Annotated in this window: 28 protein-coding genes; 15 read left to right on the top strand and 13 right to left on the bottom strand. The window is 66.7% G+C overall.

Annotation, left to right across the window (positions count from 1 at the left end):
• Window positions 1-7: 7 nt before the first annotated feature.
• Window positions 8-1285: a deoxyguanosinetriphosphate triphosphohydrolase gene (locus OHQ90_RS14100; RefSeq protein WP_328410726.1), complete on the bottom strand. Its 1278-nt coding sequence runs from the start codon at window positions 1283-1285 to the stop codon at window positions 8-10.
• A gap of 6 nt (window positions 1286-1291) precedes the next feature.
• The gene (locus OHQ90_RS14095) at window positions 1292-1969 is read right to left on the bottom strand and encodes a YdcF family protein (protein ID WP_328412836.1); all 678 of its coding nucleotides are present in this window, start codon (window positions 1967-1969) and stop codon (window positions 1292-1294) included.
• A gap of 256 nt (window positions 1970-2225) precedes the next feature.
• On the opposite strand from OHQ90_RS14095, the gene OHQ90_RS14090 reads away from it, so the two are divergent.
• Window positions 2226-3122: an NAD(P)-dependent oxidoreductase gene (locus OHQ90_RS14090; protein ID WP_328410724.1), complete on the top strand. Its 897-nt coding sequence runs from the start codon at window positions 2226-2228 to the stop codon at window positions 3120-3122.
• Window positions 3123-3131: 9 nt separating this feature from the next.
• Here OHQ90_RS14090 and OHQ90_RS14085 read toward each other — a convergent pair whose 3' ends face one another.
• Complete coding sequence (locus tag OHQ90_RS14085) at window positions 3132-3776, bottom strand: MBL fold metallo-hydrolase (protein ID WP_328412834.1); 645 nt, start codon at window positions 3774-3776, stop codon at window positions 3132-3134.
• A gap of 90 nt (window positions 3777-3866) precedes the next feature.
• On the opposite strand from OHQ90_RS14085, the gene OHQ90_RS14080 reads away from it, so the two are divergent.
• Together OHQ90_RS14080 and OHQ90_RS14075 are read left to right on the top strand one after the other, a co-directional pair.
• Entirely contained in the window at window positions 3867-5846 is a 1980-nt protein-coding gene (locus tag OHQ90_RS14080) for a TPM domain-containing protein (protein ID WP_328410722.1), read from the top strand.
• A 69-nt stretch (window positions 5847-5915) separates the two neighbouring features.
• On the top strand, window positions 5916-6740 hold the full coding sequence (locus OHQ90_RS14075) for a MerR family transcriptional regulator (protein WP_328410720.1): 825 nt from the start codon (window positions 5916-5918) through the stop codon (window positions 6738-6740).
• 306 nt (window positions 6741-7046) lie between these two features.
• Here the strand turns inward: OHQ90_RS14075 and OHQ90_RS14070 are convergent, their stop codons facing one another.
• Together OHQ90_RS14070 and OHQ90_RS14065 are read right to left on the bottom strand one after the other, a co-directional pair.
• On the bottom strand, window positions 7047-8495 hold the full coding sequence (locus OHQ90_RS14070; RefSeq protein ID WP_328410718.1) for a molybdopterin-dependent oxidoreductase: 1449 nt from the start codon (window positions 8493-8495) through the stop codon (window positions 7047-7049).
• A gap of 263 nt (window positions 8496-8758) precedes the next feature.
• Window positions 8759-9694: a GlxA family transcriptional regulator gene (locus tag OHQ90_RS14065; protein WP_328410716.1), complete on the bottom strand. Its 936-nt coding sequence runs from the start codon at window positions 9692-9694 to the stop codon at window positions 8759-8761.
• Window positions 9695-9765: 71 nt separating this feature from the next.
• Between OHQ90_RS14065 and OHQ90_RS14060 the strand changes: the two genes are divergently transcribed.
• Window positions 9766-10101: a cupin domain-containing protein gene (locus OHQ90_RS14060; RefSeq protein WP_328410712.1), complete on the top strand. Its 336-nt coding sequence runs from the start codon at window positions 9766-9768 to the stop codon at window positions 10099-10101.
• Between the two features lie 333 nt (window positions 10102-10434).
• Here OHQ90_RS14060 and OHQ90_RS14055 read toward each other — a convergent pair whose 3' ends face one another.
• Window positions 10435-10734 carry a hypothetical protein gene (locus OHQ90_RS14055; RefSeq protein WP_328410711.1) on the bottom strand — a complete coding sequence of 100 codons (300 nt, stop codon included), beginning with the start codon at window positions 10732-10734 and terminating at the stop codon, window positions 10435-10437.
• 607 nt (window positions 10735-11341) lie between these two features.
• On the opposite strand from OHQ90_RS14055, the gene OHQ90_RS14050 reads away from it, so the two are divergent.
• Together OHQ90_RS14050 and OHQ90_RS14045 are read left to right on the top strand one after the other, a co-directional pair.
• Entirely contained in the window at window positions 11342-11632 is a 291-nt protein-coding gene (locus OHQ90_RS14050) for a hypothetical protein (protein ID WP_328410709.1), read from the top strand.
• Window positions 11629-11904: a DNA-binding protein gene (locus OHQ90_RS14045; RefSeq protein ID WP_328410707.1), complete on the top strand. Its 276-nt coding sequence runs from the start codon at window positions 11629-11631 to the stop codon at window positions 11902-11904. Before OHQ90_RS14050 ends, OHQ90_RS14045 begins: the two co-directional genes overlap by 4 nt.
• 15 nt (window positions 11905-11919) lie before the next feature.
• On the opposite strand, the gene OHQ90_RS14040 is transcribed toward OHQ90_RS14045, so the two are convergent.
• Window positions 11920-13200 carry a phthiocerol/phthiodiolone dimycocerosyl transferase family protein gene (locus OHQ90_RS14040; protein ID WP_328410705.1) on the bottom strand — a complete coding sequence of 427 codons (1281 nt, stop codon included), beginning with the start codon at window positions 13198-13200 and terminating at the stop codon, window positions 11920-11922.
• A gap of 70 nt (window positions 13201-13270) precedes the next feature.
• On the opposite strand from OHQ90_RS14040, the gene OHQ90_RS14035 reads away from it, so the two are divergent.
• Complete coding sequence (locus tag OHQ90_RS14035; protein WP_328410703.1) at window positions 13271-13879, top strand: TenA family protein; 609 nt, start codon at window positions 13271-13273, stop codon at window positions 13877-13879.
• A 140-nt stretch (window positions 13880-14019) separates the two neighbouring features.
• On the opposite strand, the gene OHQ90_RS14030 is transcribed toward OHQ90_RS14035, so the two are convergent.
• Window positions 14020-14721 (bottom strand): TetR/AcrR family transcriptional regulator, encoded by a 702-nt coding sequence (locus tag OHQ90_RS14030; RefSeq protein WP_328410701.1) that lies wholly within the window; start codon window positions 14719-14721, stop codon window positions 14020-14022.
• 422 nt (window positions 14722-15143) lie between these two features.
• On the opposite strand from OHQ90_RS14030, the gene OHQ90_RS14025 reads away from it, so the two are divergent.
• Entirely contained in the window at window positions 15144-16055 is a 912-nt protein-coding gene (locus OHQ90_RS14025; RefSeq protein ID WP_328410699.1) for a tyrosine-protein phosphatase, read from the top strand.
• A 145-nt stretch (window positions 16056-16200) separates the two neighbouring features.
• On the opposite strand, the gene OHQ90_RS14020 is transcribed toward OHQ90_RS14025, so the two are convergent.
• Window positions 16201-16977 (bottom strand): TetR family transcriptional regulator, encoded by a 777-nt coding sequence (locus tag OHQ90_RS14020; protein WP_328410698.1) that lies wholly within the window; start codon window positions 16975-16977, stop codon window positions 16201-16203.
• A 91-nt stretch (window positions 16978-17068) separates the two neighbouring features.
• Here OHQ90_RS14020 and OHQ90_RS14015 point away from each other — a divergent pair, with 91 nt between their 5' ends.
• From OHQ90_RS14015 to OHQ90_RS14005, 3 genes are all read left to right on the top strand, one after another.
• The gene (locus OHQ90_RS14015) at window positions 17069-18280 is read left to right on the top strand and encodes an FAD-dependent monooxygenase (protein WP_328410697.1); all 1212 of its coding nucleotides are present in this window, start codon (window positions 17069-17071) and stop codon (window positions 18278-18280) included.
• 80 nt (window positions 18281-18360) lie between these two features.
• The gene (locus OHQ90_RS14010) at window positions 18361-19086 is read left to right on the top strand and encodes a DUF899 domain-containing protein (RefSeq protein WP_328410695.1); all 726 of its coding nucleotides are present in this window, start codon (window positions 18361-18363) and stop codon (window positions 19084-19086) included.
• 206 nt (window positions 19087-19292) lie between these two features.
• Window positions 19293-19688 (top strand): DUF1707 domain-containing protein, encoded by a 396-nt coding sequence (locus OHQ90_RS14005; protein ID WP_328410693.1) that lies wholly within the window; start codon window positions 19293-19295, stop codon window positions 19686-19688.
• A gap of 52 nt (window positions 19689-19740) precedes the next feature.
• On the opposite strand, the gene OHQ90_RS14000 is transcribed toward OHQ90_RS14005, so the two are convergent.
• On the bottom strand, window positions 19741-21132 hold the full coding sequence (locus OHQ90_RS14000) for a glycine--tRNA ligase (RefSeq protein WP_328410691.1): 1392 nt from the start codon (window positions 21130-21132) through the stop codon (window positions 19741-19743).
• 199 nt (window positions 21133-21331) lie between these two features.
• On the opposite strand from OHQ90_RS14000, the gene OHQ90_RS13995 reads away from it, so the two are divergent.
• The 3 genes from OHQ90_RS13995 to OHQ90_RS13985 all read left to right on the top strand — a co-directional run bounded on the left by OHQ90_RS13995 (window position 21332) and on the right by OHQ90_RS13985 (window position 22775).
• Entirely contained in the window at window positions 21332-21682 is a 351-nt protein-coding gene (locus OHQ90_RS13995; protein WP_328410690.1) for an ArsR/SmtB family transcription factor, read from the top strand.
• A 3-nt stretch (window positions 21683-21685) separates the two neighbouring features.
• On the top strand, window positions 21686-22117 hold the full coding sequence (locus tag OHQ90_RS13990; RefSeq protein ID WP_328410687.1) for a Fur family transcriptional regulator: 432 nt from the start codon (window positions 21686-21688) through the stop codon (window positions 22115-22117).
• 139 nt (window positions 22118-22256) lie between these two features.
• A complete protein-coding gene (locus OHQ90_RS13985; RefSeq protein ID WP_328410685.1) occupies window positions 22257-22775 on the top strand; it encodes an alpha-ketoglutarate-dependent dioxygenase AlkB in 519 nt (172 codons plus the stop codon).
• 67 nt (window positions 22776-22842) lie between these two features.
• Here the strand turns inward: OHQ90_RS13985 and OHQ90_RS13980 are convergent, their stop codons facing one another.
• Both OHQ90_RS13980 and OHQ90_RS13975 read right to left on the bottom strand, forming a co-directional pair.
• Window positions 22843-22965, bottom strand: a complete 123-nt coding sequence (locus tag OHQ90_RS13980) for a hypothetical protein (protein WP_328410683.1) — start codon at window positions 22963-22965, stop codon at window positions 22843-22845.
• A complete protein-coding gene (locus OHQ90_RS13975) occupies window positions 22953-23822 on the bottom strand; it encodes a hypothetical protein (RefSeq protein ID WP_328410681.1) in 870 nt (289 codons plus the stop codon). The genes OHQ90_RS13980 and OHQ90_RS13975 overlap by 13 nt, the downstream gene beginning before the upstream one ends.
• Window positions 23823-23924: 102 nt before the next feature.
• On the opposite strand from OHQ90_RS13975, the gene OHQ90_RS13970 reads away from it, so the two are divergent.
• Window positions 23925-24545: a TetR/AcrR family transcriptional regulator gene (locus tag OHQ90_RS13970; protein ID WP_328410679.1), complete on the top strand. Its 621-nt coding sequence runs from the start codon at window positions 23925-23927 to the stop codon at window positions 24543-24545.
• Between the two features lie 264 nt (window positions 24546-24809).
• Here the strand turns inward: OHQ90_RS13970 and OHQ90_RS13965 are convergent, their stop codons facing one another.
• Complete coding sequence (locus tag OHQ90_RS13965; RefSeq protein ID WP_328412832.1) at window positions 24810-25166, bottom strand: YbjN domain-containing protein; 357 nt, start codon at window positions 25164-25166, stop codon at window positions 24810-24812.
• Window positions 25167-25176: the final 10 nt, after the last annotated feature.

Below are 25176 nucleotides of genomic sequence, written 5' to 3'. Positions count from 1 at the left end.
GTCCCGGTCAGTGTGATCTGCCAGGGGCCGACAACATCACCGCGACCCGCTCCAACCGGCTCTCGGTATAGGACGCGATCTGGTCGACGATGACGCGGACTCGGGCGGTGTCGTCGGCGGCGGCTTCCCACCAGGGCAGCAGGAGTGGGTCGAGGTGGGTGGGGGCGGCGGCCAGGAGGCGGGTGGCGACGTCGAGGATGAGGTCGCGCTGGGCCGCTTGGCGTTGTTTGTGGTCGGGATCGGACATGACGTAGCGCAGGGCGATGGTTTTGAGCATCGCCACTTCGGCAGCGACGATGCGCGGGATTTCCAGGTCGGCGGTGTAGCGGGACAGCGGGTCCGTGCCTGCGACCTCGCGGGTCGCGATGATGGCCGCGGTGGCGAAGCGGCCGACCAGCTCGCTGGTCAGGCGCTTCAGGGCCACCGAGCTGGTGAGGGTGCCGTCGTAGTCGGTGACGGCGGCGACGACCGGCAACTCCGACAGCCGTTGGGCGGCGGCGACGAGTTCCTCCACCGACGACGCGGGGTGCTGGGCGTGGCCGAGGCGGGCGAGCGCTGCCTGCTCGGTCGGGTCGGCGAGGGCGTGCAGTTCGATCCGGCCGGCGATGACGCCGTCTTCGACGTCGTGCACCGAGTAGGCGACGTCGTCGGACCAGTCCATGATCTGGCATTCGAGGCTCTTGGTGCGATCGGGCGCACCCTTGCGGACCCATTCGAGGCGGTCGGCGTCGATGTCGTAGGCACCGAACTTGGTACTGGGTCCCGGTCTCTCCCATGGATATTTGATGGCGGCGTCGAGGGCGGCGCGGGTCAGGTTGAGGCCTGCGCTGACGCCGTCGGCATCGAGCACCTTGGGTTCCAGCCGGGTGAGGATGCGCAGGTTCTGGGCGTTGCCCTCGAATCCGCCGTAGGCGTCGGCGAAGGTGTCGAGTGCCTGCTCGCCGTTGTGACCGTAGGGCGGGTGGCCGATGTCGTGCGCAAGGCCGGCCAGGTCGACGAGGTCGGGGTCGCAGCCGAGGCCGTCGGCGATGCTGCGGCCGATCTGGGCGACTTCGATCGAGTGGGTCAGCCGGGTGCGTGGGGTGTCGCCGTCGCGTGGACCCATGACCTGAGTTTTGTCGGCGAGTCTTCGCAGTGCCGCCGAATGCAGCACTCTGGCGCGGTCACGGGCGAATTCGGTGCGGTGCCCGGTTTCGAATTCGCTGCGCGGCGGACCGAGTCCGGCCGTTTTGGTTCCCTCGACGACCAGGCGCTCCCTGTCGTGCTCGGTGTAGCCGTCGCTCATCGAATTTCACTGCCCTGCTGTGTATTTGAAGTCCGCCGAGAAATGGGTGAGCTGGTACCAGAGCAATGCGCCGGTCTCGCGCAGGATGCCGTGGGCTTGCGATTCCCTGGTGTATACCGCAGGTCCGGTGCGGGTCGGGGCGGTCCATGCCTCCAAACCGGCGTCGCGCGCCATGGTTCGGGTGCGCAGCGAATGCCACGGGTCGCTGACCAGCACCGCGGCGGACAGCTCACGGGCGTCCATTTCGGACGCGACCGCTTCGATACTGCGCAAGGTGTCCGATCCGGTCTCCACCGCGAGGATGTTGTCGGCCGGTATCCCCCTGGCCTCCAGATAGTTCTTGCCCGACGCGGCCTCGGTGTACAGATCACCATCCTGCTTGCCGCCGACGGTGATCACGCGGGGCGCGACACCGGCCTTGAACAGGTTGTAGGCCCGGTCCAGCCGCGCCTCGAACACCGTCGAGGGTGTTCCGGAGTACTGCGCGGCACCGAGCACCACGATCGCGTCGGCCTTCGTGTAATCGTCGATGCGGGCGACCTGCCACACCCGAAAGGCAGTCCCGCCCACCAGTACCGACCCCATGAGCAGTGCGCCGACAACGAGCCGTCGCGCCCACCGCAGTAGCCCGGCGCCACAGCCACGCTGCTTGCCGGGTTCCATCGCGGTGCGCTGGGGAGCCATGGTCACCCCACCCAGTTTGCCAGGTCACCTGCGGTGTCGATGCGCCTCGGGTTACCGCTGGATATCGACGGCGCGATCGCTCCACCGCGGTCATGTACTTACCTATAGGTAAGTACATGACCAAATAGTAGGTACTTGCCGCTGCTGCGGTATGTGCCGAGAATTGGTTCCGGCGCGCCACACCGAAGTTCTTCCGCTCGACCGAACCGGCTCCACGGACGGCAGAGCGATTCGACAACACTGAGGAGTGGACAGGATGGCGGAATCTCCGCGCACAACGGCGACGGTGCTCGGGCTCGGCGCGATGGGCCAGGCGCTGGCCGCGGCCCTCGTACGAGGCGGGCACCAGACGACGGTCTGGAATCGCAGCCCGGGCAAAGACACCGAACTCGTTGCGGCAGGGGCGAAGAGCGCGACAACCGTCGCCGAGGCAGTCGCGGCGGGCGACCTCGTCGTCGCCTGCCTGTTCGACCATCAATCCGTGCACGACGTGCTGGACGCGGTGGCCGATCAGCTGGCCGGGCGGTCGCTGGTGAACCTGACGAGCACCGAACCGCAGGGCGCGCGCGAGCTCGCCGTATGGGCGCAGCGGCATGGCATCGACTATCTGGACGGTGGCATCATCGCCACGCCCCCGATGATCGGACAGCCGGGGTCTTCGATCCTCTACAGCGGATCGCAGCAAATCTTCGACGATCACCGCGAGGTGTGGGAGCTGTTCGGCTCGGCCGAATACTTCGGCACCGACGCGGGCAGCGCGTCGGTGGTCGATTTCGCGCTGCTGGCCGGGATGTACGCCATGTTCGCGGGCTTCTATCACGGCGCGGCGATGGTGCGGACGGTAGGAATCTCGGCGGCGGACTTCGGGCAGCGGTCCGCGGGGTGGCTGGCGGCGATGACCGCATCACTGCCGCGGGCCGGGGCCCAGATCGATACCGGCGACTACACCACGGTGTTCCAATCGCTCGACTTCACCAAGGCCGCGATCGACGCGATCGTGTCGGCCAGCCGCGACGCGGGCGTCGACCTCGACATCGTCGGCCCGCTCAAGAACCTCGTCGACCGTCAGGTCGCCGACGGCTACGGCGCCCAAAGCACCGAGCGGATGTTCGAAAGCCTCAACCCGCCGCCGGTAGGCAAGCCGCGCGCGTAGACAGGGCGGCTACCAACCTCTTTCGCGCCATTCGGCCAGGTGCGGACGCTCGGTGCCGAGGGTGGTGTCGTCGCCGTGACCCGGATAGACGATTGCGTCGTCCGGGTACCGGTCGAAGATCTTCTGGGTGACATCCGCGTACAGCGACGCGAATTCTTTCGGGCCGGCCGTCTTCCCCACCCCGCCCGGAAAGAGCGAATCACCAGTGAACAGGTGCGCGGCACCGCTGTCGTCGATGAGAGCCAGCGCAACAGAGCCTGGAGTGTGGCCACGGAGGTGGATTGCTTCGAAACGCAGGTCGCCGATATCAATGAGGTCGCCGTCGTCCAGCAAGCGGTCGGGGCGGATCGGCAAGGCATCGGCGTCGAGACGGTGGGCGGCGGTGGGCGCGCTGGTGGCGGCCGCGATGTCCTTCAGCGCCCACCAGTGGTCGCGGTGGAGGTGGGTGGTGACGATCAGGGCTATTCGACCGGGCGTTTCCTGCGTGATCAGCGCCTCGATGCGGTCGGGTTCGTTGGCGGCGTCGATGAGCAGTGCGGCTCTGGTGGCGGTGCACTGCACGAGATAACAGTTGTTGTCCATGCCGCCGACGGACATTTTGACGATTCGGCCACCGGGAATATCGCGCTGCTGCGGATTCGACCCCGGGGACATATGGCCGGTGTACGGGAGATCGATCGTGATCACCCCTCGATCGTATCCAGGGTGTCTGCGACAGGTGGGTGCTCGCGATACATTCGTGCCATGCTGCTGCCGCATCGTCGAGCCCGCTGGTCTGCCCGGGCGACGATCACCTTGCTGCTCGCGGGTATCGCACTGCTCGGCGCTGCGACCGCGGCGGCCGAGCCACCGACCCGGTTGGGCACCTATGTGGTCGACTCGGCGGAGGTACTCGACCGCGCACAGTTCGACAATGTGCGCTCGGCCGTCGACCAGTTGTACGCCAATCAGCAGGTTCGACTGTGGATCGTCTACGTGCAGGACTTCGACGGACTCGGTCCCGAGATATGGGCCGAGCGCACAGCGACGCTGTCCGGTTTCGGCAAGCGTGACCTGTTGCTCGCCGTGGCCACCCAGACCCGCGACTACTGGTTCTACGGCGACGTGCCGAGCGGTGTCAGCGATTCCGAGCTCGACAGCCTGCTCACTACGGGCGTCGAGCCCGCGCTGCGGGAGAGCAGATGGGCCGAGGCCGGGACCGCGACCGCCGAGGGGCTGGATTCGGCCATGCACGGCGATGGCGGTGTCAGCGTTCGCGCGTTGCTGATCGTCGGGCTGGTGATCGCGCTCGTCGTCGGCGGGCTGGTGCTGTATTCGCGCAAGCGACGCAAGGACCGCAGCACCGCCGAACTACGGGCCGCGCGGCAGTTGGATCCGGATAACAGCGTGGCGCTCGGGGCGTTGTCGCTGGCGGTGCTGCAGGTGCGGTCGCGGGAGGTTCTTGTCGAGATCGACAATGCGATCCGAACCAGCGGTGAAGAGCTGGAGCTTGCGACCGGCGAGTTCGGGGCCACTGCGGTCACCCCTTTCAGCACTGCGCTTGCCCACGCGAAAACGGCCGCCTCCAAAGCATTTTCGATCCGCCAGCAGCTCGACGACGACCTCCCCGAAACCCCAGACCAGCAGCGGACCATGCTCGTCGATCTGATCGGCACGGTCGGCCGCGCCGACCGGGAGCTCGACGCCCAGGTCACCGAGTTCGACGTGATGCGCGACCTGCTCATCAATGCCGCCGACCGGCTGGAGGCGCTGACCAGGGATCTGGTCGAACTCACCAGACGCACACCGGCTTCGGAGAGCGAGCTCACCCGGCTCACCACCGCCTACCCGGCCGGCGTGCTCGCACCGATCCGCGACAACGTGACCATGGCGCGTGCGCGAATCACCTTCGCGGAACACAACATCGACAACGGGCGCACCGTTCTTGCCCAGCCGGTCGGCAAGCAGGGCGGTGCGGTAGCTGCGATCCGCGCCGCGGAGGCGGCGGTCGGCCAGGCCCGCGCCCTGCTCGATGCCGTCGACAATGCGGCCGCGAACATCCAGCAGGCGACCGCCGGGCTGCCTGCCGCACTGCAGGAGCTGCGCTCCGACATCGCGACCGCGAATACTCTCGCGTCCTACGGTGGTCCGGAATTCGCCGCCGCCATCACCGCGGCGGAGGCGGCGTTGGCGAAGGCAACGGCCAACGCGACGAACGATCCGCTCGACGCCTTCCACGACGCGATAGCGGCCGACGCCGAACTGGACCACGCCAACGCGGCGGCGACGGATCGGAAACTGGCCGTAGAGGACCTGCGACGCAGGCTGGAGCGAGCGCTGACCGACGCGCGCACCCGGCTCGATGCCGCGACCGGCTACATCACCACCCGCCGCGGTGGCATCGACGCCGACGCGCGCACCCGGCTCTCGGAGGCCCAGCGCAATCTCGATGCGGCCCGGCAGCTCGATGCCACCGATCCAGTGCAGGCGCTCGTGCACGCGCAGGCCGCCGCCGACATGGCCGGGCGCGCGCTGCACGAGGCCCAGGCCAGTGTGCGGGCTTGGGAGAGCCGTCAGGGACCGTCCGGCACCGCGCAGGCGGGAGCGGTGCTGGGCGGCATCCTCATCGATGGCTTGTTGCGTGGCGCGGCGAGCGGTGGCAGGTCCGGGTCGGGCGGCTATCGCCCGGGCTCCTACGGCGGCTCTTCCGGGTCTCGCCGGACCAGCCGCGGTGGCCGATTCTGACGAACACCGGGTGGTTCCGACAACACCCTTGACCCTGACACCGTGTCAGGCCATAGACCAGGAGTCGTCATGTTCAGTATCGGAGACTTCGCCAGACACGGACGGGTATCGGTGCGCATGCTGCGGCACTACGACGCGACCGGGCTGCTGCGCCCGGATCGGGTCGACGCGGTGAGCGGCTATCGCTACTACGAGGCCGGGCAGTTGGCTCGGCTCAATCGCATTGTCGCGCTGAAGGATCTCGGCTTCACGCTGGAACAGGTGGGCCGGATCCTCGACGACCGGGTCGACAGCGCCGCGCTGCGCGGCATGCTCACGCTGCGCCGGGCGGAACTGGAGCAGCGGATCAGCGACGATCGCGCCCGGCTCGTCCAGGTCGAAACGAGGCTCCGCATCATCGAGAAAGAGGGCGCCATGCCTGCCAATGATGTGGTGATCAAGTCCATCCCCGCAGTACGAGTAGCCGAATTGACCGGCGTAGCCGGTGATTTCGAACCACAGTCGATCGGGCCTGTCGTAGGCCCGTTGTTCGAGGAAGTGTGCAAACGCCTGGAACAGGCCGGGGTGGCGATTACGGGTCCCGCGATCGCGTACTACGAGGAGAACACGACGGGCGACGGCTCGGTGCTCGTGCACGCCGCCGTGCCGGTCGATATCGAGCCCGATGCCGCGCACGACTTCGCTGTCTTCGACCTGCCCGCCATCGCACAAGCGGCGACGGTCGTCCACCGGGGCAGCATGGACAACGTCCTGGAGTCGTGGCAGGCGCTGGGCCGCTGGATCGACGCGAACGGCTACAAGTCGGCGGGCTATGCCCGTGAGGTGACTCTCGAATACACCGAGGATCCGAGCGGCTGGGTCACCGAACTCCAGGAGCCGATCACTACCGTGTGACCATAATCAGCTCGGCCTCAGGGCTTTTGGTGACGCACAGTGCGTGTCCGGCCGCTGCCGTGCGACGCGGTCACGCTCTGCCGCATGTCCGGCGGCGGTCGCCTGCTTCAGGAAGTCCGCGACCCGGAAGCCAACCAAGGACGCCGAGAACTCCGCGACCCAGAGACCAACCAGCGAGAACGAAAGGGCGGCGCCCCCGAGCGGGGATGCGGAGAGCTGAACTCGGGGCCGAATGTGTTCGGCTCAACCGGTAGTGCGGACGACCTGCCTCTGGACGAATGTCGTCCTGGGGCAGGAACGCCGCACTCAGACCCGAACCGTCACGGTGTGGAAGCCGCTCGGTCCGGCAGGGAACGCCGCGCGGTCCTGGCTGTCCTGAACCTCGCCGGAGCGGCTGATCGCGCGGGCCTGCACGGAGTGTGCGCCCGCAGGCAGTTCGATGGTGGTGCGCCAGCGACGCCAGGCGGCGGGGGCGAGGTCGGTGCCGAGATCGACCGCGCGCCACTCCCCCTCGTCGACTCGGATCTCGACACCCGCGACACCATGCGGCGGCGCCCAGGCGACACCCGCGACGGTGGTGGTACCCGCCGCCGCACGACCGGGCGCGGCAACATCGATGCGCGCCTGCGGCGTGATCCAAATCGGCTCCGCGGGCCAGCCGCGCCGCACCCAGTAGTCGACGTGGGTGTCGTCGGTGAGTTGCAGTTCGGCAAGCCATTTCGCGCCGGTGTACTGGCCGTAGAGACCGGGGACGAAGACACGAGCTGGGAAGCCGTGCTCCGGTGCGAGCGGTTCGCCGTTCATGCCGACCACCAGGTACCCGGGCCACGCCCCGGAGCGCAGCGGCTCGATCGGCAGCGAAATGGTGTAGCCGTCGACGGCCCTGGTCACCAGCCTGGTCGCGCCGACCTCCGGGATCGCATGCTCCAGTAGCTTCGCCAAGGGGACACCGAACCACCGGGCGTTGCCCGCCCGCCCTTCACCGGGACGGTTGTGCACGCAGACCATCACCGCATCGAATTCCACTGCGTCGGCAGCCAATTCGGCAAGCGAGAGCCGCAGCGGATGCGCGACCATGCCGGTGACCGACAGCCGCCAGCGAGTCGGGTCGATCCGGGGCGGACTCGGATTGACATCGGCCACGTAGAAACTGCGGTTGCGGGTGATCAGCGACGACAGCCCCGGCTCGTCCTCGAGCCCGTCCTGCGGCAGCGCCGCGAGACTGCCCATCGGGCCGACCTTCTGAATCGCCTCGTCTCGGCGACGGTCGAGGTCACGATGCAGCGCCCGCGCGGCCACTAAGAGCCCGGCACCCGCACCGGCCGTCGCGAGCGAGCCGATCAGTCCGCGCGGCTGCTTGCGTAGGCCGACACCGAGCACACCTGCGGCCGTGACCGCACCCGCGACGGTGGCCGCGGATCGGGTCGCCTGCCGCAGCCCGAGCGCGGCCGCGCCGGCGCCGAATACGGCGACAGCGGCGGTGCGCGCCCGATCTGGCAGTGCGCCGAGACCTACCGTGGCCGCGAGAGCGCCCGCACCGACTCCGATTCGAATGACGGCCTTGTCGTGCCGACCGGACAGCGCGACGGTGGCCTCGACGACCGGAACCGGCGCCACATCGGTCAGCGCCCGGCCGATGGCATCGATCAGCGAATCGCCCCGCGTCGCGGCGATCACTTCGCCGACGCCGAGCGCCGCGACACCGACGGCGGCGGCACCGAGCCCACCACGTCTCCGGTCTCTCTTGCTCCGCACCGTCACAACACCCGCTTCCGTCGATCACCACCCGTGCCGTGCTATCCAGCATTCTCCACGAACCCGCCGACCCGACAGTCTTTTCCTCACGCGGCGTCGGTGCGGTGATGCCGCCACCGCGGCTGGTGCGAGACGGAAGACCAGATCGGGCACCCGAGCGGCTTCCGGCACCGAGCACCATCAGTCGAGGCGCCTGGAGATTCGGAGGAGGTGCTCCGCGCCCTCCACATCGCCTGTGCTTCCTCCACGGCGCCGGATGTGTGTCAGGAGACCCTGAATGCTCGCCGGTAGGCGCTCGGGGTTGTGCCGACCTGAGCGCGGAAGCGGCGGCGCAGGTTGACCGCCGAGGTGAGCCCGACACGGGCCGCGATCGACTCCACCGGCAGGTCTGTCTCTTCCAACAGCGTGCGTGCCTCGGCCACTCGGCGCGAAAGCAGCCACGCACCCGGGCTCGTGCCGAGCTGGTCAGCGAAGCGCCGGGCCAGTGTGCGGGACGAGACGCTGAGATACGCGGCCAGCGGGCCCACCGACAACGGTGTTTCCAGACGCGCGCCGGCCCATTCGAGGAGGCCATCCAGCGCGTCCACGGGCGGTGGGGGTGGCGCGTACTGCGCCTGACCGCCCTCACGGTGCGGGGGCATCACCATATGCCGCGCGACGAGGGCAGCATGCGCGGCGCCGTGGTCCTGCCGGACGAGGTGCAGGCACAGGTCGATTCCCGCACCTGCCCCGGCGCTCGTGGCGACATCGCCGTGGTCGACGTAGAGCACATCCGACTCCACGCGCACCCGAGGGAACTCCTGGGCCAGCTGTGCGGCGCGCGCCCAGTGCGTGGCGGCCGAGCGGCCGTCCAGCAGCCCCGTGCGGGCCAGCGCGAACACTCCGGAGCAGATCGTGACCAGCCGTGCCCCACGGGCGTGCGCCCGCAACAGTGCGCGGCGCACGCAGGCCGACAGCGGCGCCTCCACTGGCGTCCAGCCTGGGATGAGCACGGTGTCCGCGCACGCGAGCGCCGAAAGACCATGCGGCACGGACATCGCGTATCCGGCCGTCGTCGGCACCAGGCCGGGCGTCTCCGTGCACACCTCGAACTCGTAGTACTGCGGTATCCCATCGCGCTGCGTACCGAATACCTCGACAGCGCAGCCGAGCTCGAACGTCGACTGCACCGGCCGCACCAAGGCCACCACACGATGCATGGCAGAAAAGTACCCTATGGTGTCTTACTCGACACTTTCTCGGCGTCGCCGCGCGCGGCACCGTGGAAGGCATGCACCCCGAGATCCTCGCCCAGGAGGGCTACACCTCCGCCTCCGTTACCGAATCCCCCATCCGCGAGCTCTTCCCCGGGATCCGGGTACGTCCACTGTGGAAAGGGCCGTCCGGTGCGCACGCCAACGTGTTGGAGATGGACCCGGGCACGTCGTGGCCGCGCCGTGATGTCCACGAACCCGGCCCGGAGGAGGTCTACGTGGTCGCGGGCACGTTCAACGACGGCGCTCGCGACTACCCCGCAGGCACATTCCTGCACGCACCAGCCGGGTCATGGCACGTGCCCGCCACCACAACCGGCTGCACCCTGTTCCTCTTCTACCCCGAAGGCTAGTTCGATGCTCAGGCAGCAGGCCGGCGTCATAGCAAGTCGTTGTCGCGAAGCGGAACCGCCGACGGCAGCGAGGACATGGACTCCCATTACCGGAGATCCGCCGCTGCTCATCACGTGCACGCTCACCCGTCCACGTCGCAGATCACCGTTTGGCTCTGGCTCCTCAACGTCGACACCCCGAACTGAACAGCTACCACGCGGTTTTTGGCTGGGGGTGTTCAAGAGGGTCGGTTTGGGTTGTTCTGTTCAGCGATGGGCGGCGAAGTTCAGGGATAGGTTGCGAGATCCGACGACGGCTACGCACTGCTCGGCGGCAGGCGACATTCCGGATTCTCAAGGCGCGTCAATGATTTCGTCGAGGGCGGTGCGAGCAGCATCGAGAAACTCGCGGTGCAGCACCATGAAGATCTGTCCGGTCGCTTCGACGGTGTTGCCACGTTCAGATAGATCGGTCGCCCCGTCGGCTTGCGCCTCCGCGAAACGCCGGACTTCGCCAACCAGAGCACTGAACTGGTCGACCAGCTTCTGCGCTACCTCAGAAACGCTGCCCGGTCCTTCGAGGACGACCTTGTAGAAGATCTGCTCCGCGCCTTTGAGGAGGCCGCGGATCTCGGCCAGTCGGCCTTCATCCACCGGCACCGGTCCTGACTCGGCTCGCAGTTCCCGGAAGTACTGCTGGTTGGCCCGATCCGCGGCACTCGAGGCCGTGAGCAGATCAAGGTAGGCCGCCTGACGACGTTCCCGACGCCACCTCAGGTGTTCGAGCCGTAGCTCGCGAATTTGGCTGTCTCTGTGAGTAAGTGCGTCTCGGACCTGCTGCCGCTCCAACGCGGCTTGGCGCCGCCCCTCGGTTCTGGCCGCAATAGACGCGGTCAGCACAGCCCCGAGCGCCGTCCCGACAATTCCGACAGCCGCAATCAGAACGCTGATCACTCCGCACCCCCGTTCTGCATGGACAGTATGACGCCACACCCGAGGCGACTACGGAGAGATAAGGCGTCACCGCAGATCGACTTCTTTCCCGTCGAAACCAGCCGATCCACAAGCCGATCCCCTCGCCGAAACCACTCCTTGCGCACATAGCCGGCCTCAACCAGCTCATCCACTGTCGTCGCCACAACAGCGCGGTCACCCGACCGCATCATGAGCAGCTCATCCAGGGTCATCACCCAATCAGGAGGAAACAGCCCAATCGCGGCCGCTACACCAACCGCCGTTCGCGGAAGCTCTGGAGCAGCGAGTGGCAATGGACAAGCTCGGCGAGACCGTCGAGGACTACGCCAAGGATCACGATCCGTTGTCGAGCGCGGAAGTCGAGGCAGCCCGAGCGCTACTTCGGCACGAGGACGGCCTGGCACGCGAGCAGAACCTGCCCCGAAACCGCGGTAAGTCCGCAGACCAGCTCGGTCTGATGCCCGGGACACTGTTGCTCGACCGCGAAGGGTTGTCGAAGCTTTATCAGCAAGACCGGTTGGTCGTCACGTGCGTGGCGGCGGCCCGCGCCGAGGGGCCCGCGTCGGCACCAGCGTGATGTCACGATTGGAGGCAGAGCTCGGCCGTGTGCACCGATCCCGGGTCGCCTGGACGCTGTCGCGCATCGACGTCCACGAGATCACCCGCGCCGTCAGCGACGCTGCCGCAGACTTGCTGCGCGCCCATGATCTGGATGGTCACAAATTCGCCAGTGATTCCGCACTCGCGGCAATTGCCCGCGCATCCAAACCACCGGTCACCGTACTGACGTCCGATCCGGACGACCTGACTCTGTTGTGCGGCAACGGAATCAGGATCGTCAAGGTGTAGCCCCGACCATAGAGCTCATCCGTCGAGCGCTTCCTCCGACAAGGCTGTCAGTTCTTTGCGGACGGCAGTGAGGAGCCGGTCGGCGGTGGGGCCGCCGCCGAGTAGGCCGACGGTGAGGCGACCGGCGAAGGTGTAGACCAGGAAGGTGACGGCGGCGGAGGCGCCTGCGGAGGGGCGCGGATGGGCCGAGAGGTAGACGATTTCGTAGTCGGAGAGTTCGAGGTTCGCGGGGATTCGGAAGGTGGGGACGACGCCGGTGTTGGTCACGGCGATATGGCCGGCCAGCGAGTGGACTCTGGCGGGGCCGAAGAAGTCCGGGAAATGGAGCACCGACTGCTGGGTGATGCCCGCGGCCAGGTCGTGGTGTAGTCGGGACGAAATCCGTTGGGCGAGTTCGATGATTCCGGCCGAGACGTCGATGTCGGCGGCGAAGGAAGCCAGGCCCGCCATGTTGGTGCCCGCGGCGGCGGGGACGGGTGGGGGCAGGCGCGAGCGCATGTCCACGGGGTATAGACAGCCGACCGGGACCGGATCGCCTGCGGCTCCGTCCTTTTCGGACGTGTAGGCGCGCAGCAGTGCGGCGGTGACCAGCCCGTTGACCGTGACGCCCTGGTGGCGGCCGAGTCCGACGATGCGCGTGGTGGCCGCGCGGTCCAGCACGGCCCGCCGGGGTCGGACGAGCGCGCTCGGCGCCGGGGTGGCGGAGTCGGCGGGAACCGACCGTTCCTGCGGCGTGAGCGGCCGCGCGATGTCTTCGAACCCGGAGCGCGTGCTCCGGCTGATGCCACGCGTCGCCGCGAACCATTCCAGCGCCTGCGGATACTCGTGCGGCACAACAGTTGTCGTTCCGGACTCGACATAATCGGTGTAGTGGTCCCAGAGCCGCGCCAACAGCTCGACGCAGTGGCCCGCGTCGGCGATGCTGTGATGAGCGAACAACGTGATGCGCGACCGTGCCGCGTCCGTCCGCACGATGTCCAGGTAAACCAGCTGGACCGCCGGATCGATCGGCTCGGCGGGCAACCGCACGGTATCGGGATCACCGAAGTTCGCCCAGACGCCGACCGGTGTCCGCGCCCCGGGACGCAGCAGATAGCCCGTGCCTGCCGCATCCTCCACAATGCGGCAGGTCGCCACCGGATAAGCCTGCTGCAGCGCGGCGAACGCGGCGCTCAGTGCGTCTATATCCAGATCGCCGACCACCGACACGGAGCGACCGGTGTAGGTCCCGTGGCGTACAAATCGCTCCTCCGAGGGTGCCAGTACCCGCACCACATCGTCCTCATCCCGCAACACACCGCAAGCGTGCGGCAACTGCGAGCCGGGTGCAAACCGGAAACCGCGCAGGCTGCGAGAGACTGCATATATGAGTCTCGCGGCACATCTGGAGGAACTCGGCCGTCCACTGGTCGATAACCAACTCGCGCACCCCACGGTCGCCGGGATCGCGGCCGGCGACCTGGCCGAGCCGATCTTCCGATCCTGGCTCGAGCAGGACTATCTGTTCCTGCTCGACTATGTCCGGGTGTTCTCCCGACTGGCCTGGCAGGCGCCCGCGGCACACCTCGGCGACCTGGTGGATCTGGCCCACGCCACCTATCACGAGGAGCTGTCGCTGCACCGTTCGCTGGCCGCCGAGTTCGACGCCGACCTCGACGGCGCGACGAAAGGCGGTCCGTGCGTTGCCTATACGGCCTTTCTGCTGGAGTCGGCCGCCGATTACGGCGAGGGACTTGCCGCGCTGTACCCATGCATGTGGGGCTACTCGACACTTGGCAGCATCCTCGCCCGCAACCCACCGGCCGAACCTCGCTATCGCCGCTGGGTCGACACCTACGCCGACCCCGGATTCGCCGCGCTGACCCGGCGCTGCGCCCAGATGCTCGACGATGCCGACATCGAGCAGGCCCGCGCCGAAGAGCTCTTCCTGGCAAGCATGCACCACGAGCTCGCATTCTGGGACGTACCGCGCTGATCTGCACAACGCCCAGTTCCGAAGTCGCGCATCGTGATGGCCGACCCGCCGGTGATCGGCTCCATCGCCGATATCGAATGCCGTCCACATCGATTTGCCGGGCACCGCGCGCGGCATCACGCATCGGACGAACCGGCCGTTCAGCTCTCCCGCGCGTCCCGGCCGAATTTCGAACGGCTCGGATGCTGCGGAGACACCATCCGGTCGCCCACGGTGTAGTCGGCCAGTCCATGTTCCAGCACTTCGACCGCGCGCCTGCCCTGTGCGAGTATGTCACGAATCAGGTCGGGGCCGCGGCGACCGGCAAGCACCTCACGGTGGATGTATTTCTGCATCGCACGTAGTACTCCGATCAGGGCATTGGCCACTACCCATGCGCCGATATCGCTATCGGAGACACCGGCCTCCTCGGCCATCAGGGCGGCGAGGCTGTCGGCACTGGCGTCGAAGAGTTGCCGTTGGCGGGTTTGCAGGGCAGTGCTGGCGTCGATCATTCGGGCCACTGCGGCCAGCCGTTCGATGGCGGCAGGGTCGTCGGCGGCCAGTAGGCCACGAGGTCGGACCACGTATTCGCCGAATGCGGCGAATGGCGACATACCGTCGGGCCGTTCTCGGATCGCCCGCAGGAGAGCGGCGCTGAAGTCGTCCATCCCACTGAAGATCAGATCTTCCTTGGTACCGAAGTAGTTGAAGACAGTCTTCTCGGAAACGTTTGCGGCGCGGGCGATTTCGGCCACCGTGACGTTGTCGAAGCCGCGTTCGGCGAACAGCGCCGCGGCCGTTTCGACGATCTGCTGCCTGGTCTGAAGTTTCTTGCGCGCCCGCAATCCGAGTTCGGTCACCGGTTCACGGTAACACTCGACGTATGGTCACAAGATATTTACAGTCACAGCACTTTATGCTTTCACGGGAGAGAACAGGTCAATGACAACGGATGACATCCTGGAGCCCTGCGCTCGCCGGGCTGCATCCGCCCCCGATCGGCCCGACCCCGCTACCACCGTGCTCGACCCACGCGGCGGCCCGATGTGCGTCGCCATCCGCATGATCATCGGCAGCATCGCCCGGCCTTATGGCATGGCACGGAGCGAAAGGGCTCAGGACATCGTCGATAGTTTGCCATCAGAAGATGCTTGATGTTCGCCGGGTTGGATGCCGGCGCCGGTGACGTGGAATCGAGTGACCGATTTGGTGATATTCAGCGGCACAGTACATGTCAGTCCGCCGACACGTCGGTGGTCACCGAGAACGCGAGGTCAATCCGGTGGCACTTGGCACTAACTCGATTGCGAATGCCTTCTGTGCGGCAAAAGACCAGATCGCGCGGGACTTCAACAGGTTGGCCAAGAGCGTCGATGGCCAGTTCCGGACGCCACTGCTGGCCGTGACCAATGAACTGGTGGCGCAGGACCGACTCATCGCCAAGAACTTCGTCGGTGCGCCATCGCATTTCAAGCCGCACGCATCCGCCGACGCATGGCGTTCCGGTCCCCGTCGCTGGTGGTTCTTTGACGCCATCGACAACTTCCGGGACGTCGGTGGGCTGATGACGCACGATGGCCGCAGTGTTCGCTACGGTGTGCTCTTCCGCAGCGGTACACCGCAGTGCGCGACGGACGAGGATGTGGTCCGACTCCTCGCCCGCGGGATCGGCAAGATCCTCGACCTGCGCTCGGAGCGCGAGGCGAAGACGCCGGGCAACTGGCCCGGCGAGAGCGTCACCATCACCCTCAGCGGCAATCCGGACCGTGTCAACGCGCTGCACAAGGACAAGGCCAATGTGCCAAGGCGGGACCTGCCCTCGATCTACCGGAGCATGCCCGCGCACAGCGGTGATGCGCTCGTGGCGGCGTTGCGCGAGATGCTCGACACCGATGGTGCGACCCTGGCGCACTGCCTGAATGGGCGGGACCGCACCGCTTTCTTCATCGCGGTCCCTCTGGATGCGATCGGTGTCAAACGCAGTGCGATCATGGACGACTATCTGATGTCAGACTTCCGTACCGGCACCTGCGAAGATCTGGGTCGCAAACCCGTGCGTCCACCGGAACGCGAGGCCATGCAGGCGATGTTCGACGCGCTGGACGAGTACGGCGGCGCGGCCGAGTATCTGCGCGCCCACGGATTCACCGACTCCGAACTCGCCGCGATGAGCGATCGGCTGCTGACCCGGTAGGCACGGTTGCTTAATACTGAGACCACGTGGACATGACCGACGCGAAACTCACCCGCCCTCGTGCCGACCACCGATTTGACGACATGAACGACGTTGCCGGCTCGCGCGCCTCGGCGAATCTCATGTCTCACAAATCGTCTCGTAATTACTTCCCCGGCGCGGGCGACTCCCCCTGCGTCGGAAGATGGCGATAAAGAGTTGCACGCGAGACGCCAAGCTCGGCGGCGATATCATCGACTGTGTACGCGCCTGACGCGCGCATCTGCCGCGCGGATTCGACCATCGCTGCGCTCATCGCGCCCGGCCTGCCTCGGAGATTGCGCCGATCCGAACTCGACAGCGCCGCCGTCGCGACGACCGGTGAATCGGTCGAGATTCCTTGTGGCACAGCCATATCAAGGAGACGACGTGCCCCGTCCAGGATCGCGGCGCGCAACTCGGTGGTCGGCTGATCGGCGAAGATGACCACCGGGTCGCTGAGTGCGGCATAGACCTGTGCGGCGTTCACCCGCGCGGCCAAGTCGGCGTCTGCGCCCGCGATCAGTTCTTGCGCACGCAGGGCCGCATCACGCAGCCTGCCGAAGGTCTCGACGTGCGCCGACAGCGCCTGGTCCCGCATGTGCATCTGTAGCAGCAGGCCATGTGACAGCCACAGATCCAGCAGTCCGACCACAACCGCCCACCGCGCGCTCTCGGGATCGGACTGCCTGCCTGCCGTCGTGAGCACGGCGTCCATCTCGGTCAGCAGCGGCTCGGCCAGCGCGGGGATGATGTCGCTCTTGCTCGGAAAGTGATATAGCACAGCAGTTTTCGTCAAACCGAGATGTTCGGCGATCTCCCGCACGGTGACGGCGTGATAGCCGCGTGCGGCGAACATGTCCAGCGCCGCCCGCAGGATGCGGGCGCGAGTGTCATCGGTCATCCGCGAAATTCTAGCCCTTGACTGACCCATGGTCAGGAGCCTATGGTCACGACTGACCATAGGTCAGTATTTATGAGACACGGGAGTGGATATGAAGAACAAGCGGATTCTCATCTCGGGTGCCAGCATCGCGGGGCAGACACTGGCGTACTGGCTTGCGCGACACGGGTTCCGGCCCACCGTGGTCGAGCGAGCGCCGCAACTGCGCTCCGGCGGACAGGGCGTCGACGTCCGCGATCAGGCCATCCAGGTCGCCGAGCGGATGGGCGTCATGCCGCAGATACGGGCGGCCGCCGCCGATGTCGCCGGCATGCGGTTCGTCGACGCGCAGGATCGCGGTCTGGCTCGCATCGATATGTCCGGTATCCAGGACAAGTACGGCAGCGGCGAGGTGGAGATCATGCGCGGCGACCTGGTCGGGATCCTGCACGACGCCAACGCCGACCCCATCGAGTACCTCTTCGGCGATTCGATCCGATCCCTCGACCAGGACGACGACGGTGTCGCGGTCACCTTCGAAAACGGCCGGCCTCGGCGCTTCGACCTGGTCATCGGCGCGGACGGCATGCATTCGACCGTGCGCGGTCTCGCCTTCGGTCCGGAATCGCGGTTCGTGCACCATATGGACCACTACTTCGCTTTCGGCAACGCCGATTCGACACATGGCCAGGACCGGACGATGACGGTGTTCAACACGCCGGGAACGATGGCGGGCGTCTACCGCTCGGGCAACCACGCCCAGGCCAAGGCGTACTTCATGTTCCGCAGCCCGCAACGCGACTACGACCATCGCGATCCCGCTGCCGAGCGCCGCCTGCTCACCGACGCGTTCGCGGACCGAACCGATTGGCGGATACCGGAGCTCCTCGCAGGCGCGCTCGCGGACCCCGACCTCTACGTCGATGCCCTCAGCCAGGTGCGCATGGATTCCTGGGCGACCGGTCGCATCGCGCTGGTCGGCGACGCCGCATACTGCGCATCGCCCGCCTCGGGCGCAGGTGCCGAGCTGTCGCTGATCGGCGCCTACCGGCTGGCGGGCGAGCTGGCGGCCGCGGGTGGCGATCATCGAACCGCCTTCCGTCGCTATGAGGAAACACACCGCGAGTTGGTGGACCGCAAGCAGAAGATCGGCCCGAACCTGCGCCTCATGGCGCCCAAGACGCGGATCGGCATGGCGGTACGCAACACCATCGCGCGATCGCCACTGCTGGAGTCCCTTGCCGGCATGGAGCGCATCATGGCGCCGTCGACGACCGCCGCGCTGCCCGAATATCGGCCAGTGCCCTCGACGTCGGCGATCTGATCGCCGATGCGATGAATTCTGCTCGGCTGCCCGGTCTACATACGCAGACGTGTGTTCATCGGAGCCCGAGGAGAATTGTCATGAATCGTCCGACCGTGGTTTCCCGCGACGAATGGCTGACGGCGCGTATGCAGCTGCTGGCCGAAGAACGGGAACAGACCCATCGCCAGGATGCGCTGGCCGCCCGGCGTCGCGAACTGCCGATGGTCGCCATCGACAAGAAATACGAATTCGAGGGGCCGAAGGGGAAGGTCGGCCTGGCCGAGCTTTTCGACGGGCAACGACAGCTGATCGTTTATCACATGATGTGGCGCTGGGACCTGGACGCGGGCTGTCCCAGCTGCGCGCTGCTGCTCGACAACGTCGGTCACACCGAGCATCTCGAATACAACGACACCAGGTTCGTCGCCGTTTCGCGCGGGCCGTGGGACACGCTGAACCGCTACCGGGATCGCATGGGCTGGACCTTCCCGATGTACTCGTCCTTCGACAGCGACTTCAACTACGACTTCCACGTGACACAGGACGAGTCCATGGCACCCGTCGAATACAACTATGCGAGCAAGGCGGAAATGCAGGCCAAGGGACTCACCTGGCAGGCCGAGGGCGAACAGCCCGGCACCAGCATCTTCTGGCGCGACGACGACAACGCGGTCTTCCACACCTATTCGTCCTATGCCCGCGGCGGCGACATCCTCATCGGCACGAACAACTACCTGGATCTGACCCCGCTCGGCAGGCAGAAGCACGTCGCCGAATTCCCCCACCACGACCGCTACGGCAGCACCGCAGACCACTGCCACTGACCACGCACCCACCGGGTCGTCATCGCTTGGAGCACAACCGAATCCATCGCAGGGACACCAGCCGACATCCGGACGGCTCGGTCGATTCCGTGACTCGAGTCCGGCAATTTCACCGAACCCACCGATCACTGTGCGCACGAGCTCGATGTGCCGTGGCCTGTCGAATCACGCTGCCGCCGAACACCTCAGCATCTAAGCTGACCTTCGTGGGTGAGGACAGGCTGCGCGCATCGGACGCAGACCGCGAAAAAATCGTCGAGCAACTGCGGCAAGCGATGGATGACGGGCGGTTGTCCCTGCACGAATACGACGACCGAATCCAGCAGGCCTATGCGGCCAAGACCTACGGCGAACTGACTCCGCTCCTGTCGGACTTACCTGTTCGCCAGAATCCACCGAAGGCGGCGTCACGCATACCGCCGTGGGTCGTCATCATGTGGATTCCGTGGGTCGCGGTCAACGCGCTGTGCCTGACGATCTGGGTGGCGACCGGCGCTGGGTATTTCTGGCCGTTCTGGGTGGCGGCGCCTTGGGGTTTCGCGTTGCTGATCCCGACCGCCATCGGGCTGACCGTCGGATCACAGACGACGTCGCAGCGTTGAAACAGCGAGGCCGCCAGCACCTCTGCTGACGGCCTCGACAGTTCTGCTGGTCTCAGGAACCGATCAGGTGCTGAGCGAGGTAGCCCTCGACCTTGTCCAGCGCGATCCGCTCCTGCGCCATCGAGTCGCGCTCGCGGATGGTGACGGCCTGGTCGTCGAGCGTGTCGAAGTCGACGGTGATGCAGAACGGAGTGCCGATCTCGTCCTGGCGACGGTAGCGGCGGCCGATCGCGCCCGCATCGTCGAACTCGACATTCCAGTTCTTCCGCAGCTGCGCGGCCAGGTCTTTCGCCTTCGGCGTCAGATCCGCGTTGCGCGACAACGGCAGCACGGCCGCCTTCACCGGTGCGAGCCTGCGGTCCAGCCGCAGCACCGTGCGAATATCCACGCCGCCCTTGGCATTCGGCGCCTCGTCCTCGGCGTACGCATCCACCAGGAAGGCCATCAGCGAACGGGTCAGACCGGCCGCTGGTTCGATGACGTACGGGGTGTAGCGCTCGTTGGTGTTCTGATCGAAGAAGCTCAGGTCGGTGCCGGAGTGCTCCGAATGCGTCTTCAGGTCGAAGTCGGTGCGGTTGGCGACGCCCTCCAGCTCGCCCCACTCGCTGCCCTGGAAGCGGAAGCGGTACTCGATGTCGACCGTGCGGGTCGAGTAGTGCGAGAGCTTGTCCTTGGGGTGCTCGTAGAGCCGCAGGTTCTCCGGGTCGATGCCGAGGTCGGTGTACCAGGCAAGCCGGGTGTCGATCCAGTACTGGTGCCACTGCTCGTCGTCGCCGGGCTTGACGAAGAATTCCATCTCCATCTGCTCGAACTCACGGGTGCGGAAAATGAAGTTGCCCGGCGTGATCTCGTTGCGGAAGCTCTTGCCGATCTGCGCGATGCCGAACGGCGGCTTCTTGCGCGCGGTGGTCTCCACGTTCTTGTAGTTGACGAAGATGCCCTGCGCGGTCTCCGGGCGGAGGTAGTGCAGGCCTTCCTCGGACTCGATCGGGCCGAGGTAGGTCTTCAGCATCATGTTGAAGTCACGCGGCTCGGTCCACTTGCCGACGGTGCCGCAATTGGGGCACGCGATGACGTCCATCGAGACGCTGTCCGGGTCGTCGAAGTTGTTCTTCTCGGCGTAGGCCTCCTGCAGGTGGTCCTGCCGGTGCCGGTGATGGCAGTTGAGGCATTCGACGAGCGGATCGTTGAACACGCCGACGTGGCCGGAGGCCACCCAGACCTGGCGCGGCAGGATCACCGAGGAGTCGAGGCCGACGACGTCCTCGCGTCCGGTGACCATGGAGCGCCACCACTGCCGCTTGATGTTCTCCTTGAGCTCGACGCCGAGTGGACCGTAATCCCACGCCGATTTGGTGCCTCCGTAGATCTCACCGCACGGGTACACCAGACCCCGGCGCTTGGCGAGGTTGGCAACGGTGTCCACCTTCGACTTGGGTGCCACGCGAGAATTCTCCATCCACTGCGAGTCGGATTGGTAGTGACGACGGATTCGCGTAGTCACTACGCTGCAAGTGTCACCAGACTATCGGCATCGGCCAATGGGATTTCCACCGCACAGGGCGACACCCGCGGCGAGCCCGTTTGACATGCGCAACTGTGCATATCAAAATGGAATCGCTTTCCAATAAGGAGTTGGTTCGATGACCGCCGAGACCGCCACCGCTCATCCCCACAACCCGTATCGGTCGCCCGCGCCCGCCGCGGTGCCCGCACGGACCGTCCTGGAGGACGCGGGCGAACTGCTGCGCGCCCTCGCCGCCCCGGTCCGCATCGCGATCGTGCTGCAACTACGCGAGTCGCCGCGCTGTGTGCACGAGCTGGTCGATGCGCTCGGTGTCACCCAACCGCTGGTCAGCCAGCATCTGCGCATTCTCAAGTCCGCGGGCGTCGTGCACGGGGAGCGGTCGGGCCGCGAGGTGCTGTACGAACTCGTCGACGACCATCTCGCACACATCGTCGTCGACGCCGTGGCGCATGCCGAGGAAGGGTAATTCGTGACGGACAAGACGGTCTTCCCACAGAAGCCGGTGGGCATTCGCAGTACCCGCCAGCGCAGTGCGATCGCCGCGCTGCTCAGCGACATCGAAGAGTTCCGCTCCGCGCAGGAGCTGCACGACGAGCTGCGCCGCCGCGGCGAGGGCATCGGGCTGACCACGGTCTACCGCACCCTGCAGTCGCTGGCGGACGCCGGCCTCGTCGACGTGTTGCGCACCGACACCGGGGAGTCGGTCTATCGACAGTGCTCCACCGGACACCATCACCATCTGGTCTGCCGCCATTGCGGGCGCACCGTCGAGGTGGAAGGCCCCACAGTGGAGGCATGGGCCGAATCCATTGCGAGTGAACATGGTTTCACCGAGGTCAGCCACACTATGGAGGTCTTCGGCACCTGCCAGTCCTGCGCGAAAGCGGGTCGCACCGTCTGACAAGGATCAGGACCACGTATCGTTCGCGGTCCCCGGGCGGCCTTGCCTTGTTCCCACACCGCGAAGGTCGGCGAGAATACAACGGTGCCCACCGATATCGAGCTCGTACCCGGACTTCGGTACATCTCCAGGTGGCTCGATGACGACGAGCAATCCGGCATGCTCGCTGCCATCGATGCTGCGACCTGGTCCACCGAACTCAGACGCCGGGTGCAGCATTACGGCCATCGCTACGACTACGGACGTCGAGCGGTCACCGATCAGGAGCAGCGCCGCGCCACCGCTGCCGATCTGGGCGCTCTCGGCGACAGCGCGCCTGCACCGCGACCGGCAGCTGAACGAGCGCGCCGACCAGGTCATCGTGAACGAATATCAGCCGGGCCAGGGCATCAGCGCGCACGTCGACTGCGTTCCGTGCTTCGGCCCCGAGGTCGCCGCGATCAGCCTCGGCTCGGCATACACCATGGATTTCCTCGATCCCGACACTCGTGTGCGCATCCCGGTCCGGCTGGAGGCGGGCAGCCTGATCGTGATGACCGGCCCATCGCGTTATCGGTGGCGCCACGCCATCGCACCGAGGAAGTCGGATATGACCCCGCGCGGCCGGGTCACCCGCGGACGTCGCGTCTCGGTCACCTTTCGGACCGTCCTGGGCTGAATATGGTTGAAGGCCACCAGCACTCGGCGGACCGAGTGGTGGTGGCCTTCGGGTTGTGCCGAGCGAGTCAGACGGCCGCGACCGGCTCGGATGTGGCGGCCCGCGTCTGCGGGGTGTCCGCGCGGGTGCCGCGCAGTGCGCCGACACCGAGCAGAGCCAGCGCCGCAGCAGCCCAGATCAGCAGGACCACAAGGGTTTCGTGGCACCAGCACCGTCGAAGTAGGCGACCGAGCGCAGTAGCGATGCGGCGGCGCCCGGCGGCAGCAGCTGACCGATGGCGCCCCACGGCTGCGGCAGCAGCTCCGGGGCCGAGGTGGCGGCGGAGAACGGGTTGCCGATGAGCAGCATGGTCAGCGCGGCCAGGCCGATGCCCGGCCGGCCGATGGCCGTGGCAAGGCCGACGACCGCACCCGAGACGGCGAAGGACACCAGTCCCGCGACCGCGGCCAGCCCGAGATAGGGACCCGGCACCACCGACATCCACCCCTCGACGATCGCCATGCTGAGCAGGCCACCGGCGACACCGAAGGTCACCAGACCGACCACTCGGCCACCGATCGCCGGAATCAGCAGGCTGAGCAGCACGCCCGCTGCGATACCCGACATGACCAGGGGCAACACCATGGCCCCGAAGGCCGTGCCGCGCGGGTCGTCGGAGTCGGCCGCGACCACGTCCTCGACCTGCGTGGCCGGTGCGCCGGAGAGCTGCTGCGCGATCGCGGTGAGCTGCTGGGCGACGGCGGGGCTTGCGCCGGAGGCAACGAGCACCCGTGGCGCGCCACCACCGGTGATGATCGCGCCGTAGACCTCACGGTCTTCGATGGCGGCGCGCGCGGCGGCTTCGTCGGCCGGGTTCGAGATGTCGAAGGCATCGGGACTGTGCTGGCCGAGCTTGTCGGCGACCATGGCGGCCTGCGGTCCGGTGACAGCGAGCGGCACATCGCGCGGCGCGATATTGGCGGCGGGCCAAGCGAATGCGATCAGCATCAACGCTTGGAGCAGGGCGGCGCCAAGGCCGACAGCGAGCGCCCGCTGGGTGGTGTTCATGTCAATCTCCCGAAAATCGAATGTTCGTTCTCTTTCGATGAGAACACCGTTACACGCGGCAGGAAAGTTGTCAAGAACGGACATTCGTTTTACTTTGGAGACATGCCTCGAGTCAGCGAAGAACACCTGGAACGCCGTCGCCAGCAGATCCTCGACGCCGCGCAACTGTGCTTTGCCCGTAGGGGCTTCCACGAGACATCCATGCAGGACGTCTTCGCCGAATCCGGGCTGTCCGCTGGGGCGGTCTACCGGTATTTCAAAAGCAAGAACGAGCTGATCTCGGCGCTGGCCACGCAGACCATGGTCGACGTGCGCGCGACCATGTCGACACTGATCCACGGCGACCCGCTGCCCACCCCGGCCCAGTTGGTCGCCGCTCTCGCCGAGCAGATCGTCGCGCAGAGCGGACCGGAGGGCACAATCCGACTTGCTCCGCAGGTCTGGGCGCTGGCCATGGTCCATCCCGAGGCGTCCGAGTACGTCAAAGACGCCATCCTCGCGATGCGCGGGCTGTGGCACGAGTACGCCGAGCTGATGCACGCCGCGGGCTGGCTGCCCGCGAACGCCGACACCCACGCGGTGGCGACCGCGATGATCTGCTTCATTCCCGGATTCATGCTGCAGCACTTGATCATCGGCGATCCGGACCCCGAAACGCTGGCTCGCGGCGTCCGGACCATGCTCCCCTACGGCGAACCTGTCGCACAGCCCGTGACGACCTGACCGACCTCCACCGTGTCGGAGCGGGGGCCGAGTTTCCGGCTCAACGCCAGCCGAGGCGTTCGGCGGCGGGGCCGCTGTCGTGCGGGTACTCGTTCCGGGTGCGAAGCACAGCCGCTATTTCCGACGGCACGATCATTTGCCGAGCATGCGGCCGCACTCGGCGATACCGCCCTGGCGAGCGTCTCTTCGACCGGACGCGGTCGACATGCTAGGCGCCGATCAGTCGCACGCTTTCGACGACAGTGAGATCGGGCCGCCGACCGATCAGGGCAGCAGGCCCTGCCTGGCCCGGCCCGCGCCCGACAGCACCAGCAACAGCATGGTCGCCAACGCCTGATCGTCCAGGCCCGCGGCCGGGAAGGTGTAGCGCAGAATCACATCGGCGAGCTGCCCGTGTGCGATCAGGGTGATCGAGCCGAACTGCAGCGCACTGTTGCGTTCGGCGACGCGCTTGTGCAGCTGCGTTTTCAGCGGACGATCCCAGGCCAGCACGCAGGTCAGCGTCAGCACGTCCAGTCCGGGCGCCAAGTTGACCGCGCGCAGCGAGCACAGCGCGCCTTCGTACTCGAAACCGAGCGAACCCTCCGGGTCGACACGCACGTCGACGTCGTAGAGCGACATACAGGCGCCG

This window comes from Nocardia sp. NBC_00403, assembly GCF_036046055.1.
Classification (GTDB): domain Bacteria; phylum Actinomycetota; class Actinomycetes; order Mycobacteriales; family Mycobacteriaceae; genus Nocardia.
This window is presented reverse-complemented; position numbering and strand designations above follow the sequence as displayed.

Bases quoted from the DNA above. Each gene is read 5' to 3' on its own strand.
- OHQ90_RS13965 (WP_328412832.1), bottom strand. From the start codon at position 25,166: ATGTCGCTCTACGACGTCGACGTGCGTGTCGACCCGGAGGGTTCGCTC.
- OHQ90_RS14010 (WP_328410695.1), top strand. From the start codon at position 18,361: ATGAATCGTCCGACCGTGGTTTCCCGCGACGAATGGCTGACGGCGCGT.
- OHQ90_RS14095 (WP_328412836.1), bottom strand. From the start codon at position 1,969: ATGGCTCCCCAGCGCACCGCGATGGAACCCGGCAAGCAGCGTGGCTGT.
- OHQ90_RS14075 (WP_328410720.1), top strand. From the start codon at position 5,916: ATGTTCAGTATCGGAGACTTCGCCAGACACGGACGGGTATCGGTGCGC.
- OHQ90_RS14080 (WP_328410722.1), top strand. From the start codon at position 3,867: ATGCTGCTGCCGCATCGTCGAGCCCGCTGGTCTGCCCGGGCGACGATC.
- OHQ90_RS13975 (WP_328410681.1), bottom strand. From the start codon at position 23,822: ATGAACACCACCCAGCGGGCGCTCGCTGTCGGCCTTGGCGCCGCCCTG.
- OHQ90_RS14015 (WP_328410697.1), top strand. From the start codon at position 17,069: ATGAAGAACAAGCGGATTCTCATCTCGGGTGCCAGCATCGCGGGGCAG.
- OHQ90_RS14065 (WP_328410716.1), bottom strand. From the start codon at position 9,694: ATGCATCGTGTGGTGGCCTTGGTGCGGCCGGTGCAGTCGACGTTCGAG.
- OHQ90_RS14060 (WP_328410712.1), top strand. From the start codon at position 9,766: ATGCACCCCGAGATCCTCGCCCAGGAGGGCTACACCTCCGCCTCCGTT.
- OHQ90_RS14035 (WP_328410703.1), top strand. From the start codon at position 13,271: ATGAGTCTCGCGGCACATCTGGAGGAACTCGGCCGTCCACTGGTCGAT.
- OHQ90_RS14090 (WP_328410724.1), top strand. From the start codon at position 2,226: ATGGCGGAATCTCCGCGCACAACGGCGACGGTGCTCGGGCTCGGCGCG.
- OHQ90_RS14085 (WP_328412834.1), bottom strand. From the start codon at position 3,776: ATGTCCCCGGGGTCGAATCCGCAGCAGCGCGATATTCCCGGTGGCCGA.
- OHQ90_RS13995 (WP_328410690.1), top strand. From the start codon at position 21,332: ATGACCGCCGAGACCGCCACCGCTCATCCCCACAACCCGTATCGGTCG.
- OHQ90_RS14100 (WP_328410726.1), bottom strand. From the start codon at position 1,285: ATGAGCGACGGCTACACCGAGCACGACAGGGAGCGCCTGGTCGTCGAG.
- OHQ90_RS14020 (WP_328410698.1), bottom strand. From the start codon at position 16,977: ATGACCGATGACACTCGCGCCCGCATCCTGCGGGCGGCGCTGGACATG.
- OHQ90_RS13970 (WP_328410679.1), top strand. From the start codon at position 23,925: ATGCCTCGAGTCAGCGAAGAACACCTGGAACGCCGTCGCCAGCAGATC.
- OHQ90_RS13985 (WP_328410685.1), top strand. From the start codon at position 22,257: ATGACGACGAGCAATCCGGCATGCTCGCTGCCATCGATGCTGCGACCT.